This is a genomic window from Thermomonas sp. (genome assembly GCF_020850895.1).
Lineage (GTDB): Bacteria > Pseudomonadota > Gammaproteobacteria > Xanthomonadales > Xanthomonadaceae > Thermomonas.
The window spans coordinates 1-2,638 of record NZ_JADZDS010000137.1; the positions used below are offsets into that span (position 1 = coordinate 1).

1 protein-coding gene and 1 pseudogene are annotated in these 2,638 nt (G+C 66.3%); both read left to right on the forward strand.

Annotation, left to right across the window (positions count from 1 at the left end; all coding sequences use genetic code 11):
• A partial coding sequence (murL, locus tag IT472_RS11730) for a UDP-N-acetyl-alpha-D-muramoyl-L-alanyl-L-glutamate epimerase (RefSeq protein WP_297181745.1) occupies window positions 1–1,292 on the forward strand: 1,292 nt, incomplete at its 5' end.
• A 4-nt stretch (window positions 1,293–1,296) separates the two neighbouring features.
• A pseudogene (gene murD, locus IT472_RS11735) lies at window positions 1,297–2,638 on the forward strand (UDP-N-acetylmuramoyl-L-alanine--D-glutamate ligase); the annotation flags it as partial.

Genomic DNA, 2,638 nt, shown 5'->3' on the forward strand with positions numbered 1-2,638 from the left:
ATGCCTTCGATGACGGCCCGGAATTGGTCGAGACCGTCACCGTGCCGGGTGCGCCGTTCTTGCTGGATGAAACGCGTGTCGCGGCTGCGCAGCGTGCGTTGCGCCTGCTGCACCTGATCGCCGGGGTGAGCTATTACAAGGCGGCGGTGCCGGACGACATCCGCATCGATGCGTACACCATCGATGCCGACACCGCGGCCCTGCTGGAAAACATCTATCGCCACGGGCTGGGCGAGTTCGCCTATCGCAATGGATTGGATCTGGGTGCGAAGCTTCGCTTTCCCGCAATGCTCCCCTCTTCCTCCGGGAGAGGGGCTGGGGGTGAGGGTGCGGCACCGGCACTTGGCCTGCGCCACCACGCACTGGTTGCAATCGGCGGCGGCAAGGATTCATTGGTCAGCATCGAGGCCTTGCGTGCGCTGGGCGTGGCGCAGACGGTGACCTGGATCGGCGGTTCGCAATTGATCGCCGCCTGTGCCGCACGAACCGGCCTGTCCACCCTCAACCTCGGCCGCCAGCTCGCGCCGCAGCTGTTCGATTTCAACAGGCAGGGCGCCTGGAACGGGCATATCCCGGTGACCGCGGTGAACTCGGCGATCCTCGCCTTCGCCGCCGTGCTGTTGGGCGTGGATCAGGTGGTGTTTTCCAACGAGCGCTCGGCCAGCTACGGCTCGCTGATTCCCGGCACCGGCGAGGTCAACCACCAATGGTCGAAGGGTTGGGCGTTCGAAGCCGCGTTCGGCGATTACCTGCAGCGCCATGTCGCCGCAGACTTGCAGTACTACTCGTTGCTGCGGCCGTTGTCCGAATTGGCGGTGGCGCGGCAGTTCGGCAAGAGTGATCGTTACGACGATTGCTTCTCCAGCTGCAACCGCAACTTCCACATCCTTGGCGAACGCCCGACCTCCCGCTGGTGCGGGGTCTGTCCGAAGTGCCTGTTCGTGTTCCTCGCGCTGGCACCGTTCGTGCCCAAGCTGCGTCTGGTCGGCATCGTCGGCCGCAACCTGCTGGACGATCCGGCCCTGACCGCCGGCTACGACGCCTTGCTGGAATACGGCGACCACAAGCCGTTTGAATGTGTGGGCGAAGGCCGCGAATCGCGCGCTGCACTGGCTGCGCTGGCGCAGCGCCCGGAATGGCGCGAGGACGCGCTGGTCAAACGCTTCGTGCGCGTGATCCAGCCGCAACTGGACGCCAGCGAACTGGCGATCGAGCCCTTGCTGGCACTGCACGACGAGCACCGCATCCCGGCCGCGCTGTGGGAGCGCCTGCGTGACCGCTTCGCTGCCTGAGCACCTGCGCATCGCCGATCTGTCAGGACGGCGCGTGGCGCTGTGGGGCTGGGGCGGGGAAGGCCGGGCGGCGTATGCCGCGCTGCGTGCGCGTCTCCCGGAGTTGACGCTGACGTTGTTCGCAACGCCTGCTGAAGCGAGCGACGCCAAGACGCTTGCCGATGCGAATTTGCTGGTCGAAGTCGAGGCAACGGGCGAGGCCTTGTCGGCGTTCGATGTGGTCATCAAATCCCCCGGGATCAGCCCGAACAAGCCGGAAGCCGTCTTTGCCGCGCAACGCGGCACGCGTTTCATCGGCGGTACCGCGCTGTGGTGTGCCGAACATGCCGACGTCAATGGCGGGCTCGTGAATGCGATCTGCGTCACCGGCACCAAGGGCAAGAGCACCACTTCGGCGCTGCTGGCGCACCTGCTGCGCGCGGCGGGCCTGCGCACCGCATTGGCCGGCAATATCGGCCTGCCTTTGCTGGAATTGCTGGATGCACAGGCCGATGCCTGAGCGATCGAGCTTTCCAGCTACCAAACCCGGGATGTAGCAGCCTCTGGCGCGCGCCCGCACATCGCCATCGTCACCAACCTGCATCCCGAGCACCTCGACTGGCACGGTGGCGAGCAGCGCTACTACGCCGACAAATTGGCGCTGGTGACGGAAGCGAAACCGCGGTTCGCCGTGCTCAATGCCGGCGATCCACTGCTGGCGCAGTTGCGATTACCGGACAGCGAAATCCGCTGGTATGGCAATCCGCAGGGCTGGCATCTGCGCGGCGATGCGCTGCACCGCGGCGACGTGTGCGTGATGGACACCGCCACCATGCCGCTGCCGGGGCAGCACAACCGCAGCAACCTGTGCGCGGTACTGACGGCATTGGAAGCCCTCGGACTGGATGCGCCGGCGCTGGCACGACAATCGCTCACCTTCCAGCCGCTTCCGAATCGCCTGCAGCCACTCGGCGAGCGCGACGGCATCCTCTACGTCAACGATTCGATCAGCACCACGCCGATGGCGACACTGGCGGCGCTCGCCTTGTACGCCGACCGTCCGGTGGCGGTGCTGGTTGGTGGCCACGACCGTGGCCTGCCCTGGGACGAATTCGCCGAGGCGATGCGCAGCCATGCTCCCAGGGCGATCATCACGATGGGGCAGAACGGACCGCGCATCCACGCGCTGCTGGCACCGCTGGCGACAGCCAGCGGTTTCCAGTTGGATGCTGCAGCCGATCTGGCAGACGCGGTGGCCCAAGCGCGTGCAGCATTGCCGGGAGGTGGCGTGATCCTGCTGTCACCGGGTGCGCCCAGCTTCGGTGCGTATCGGAACTATGTCGAACGCGGGCGCCACTTCGCCGCGC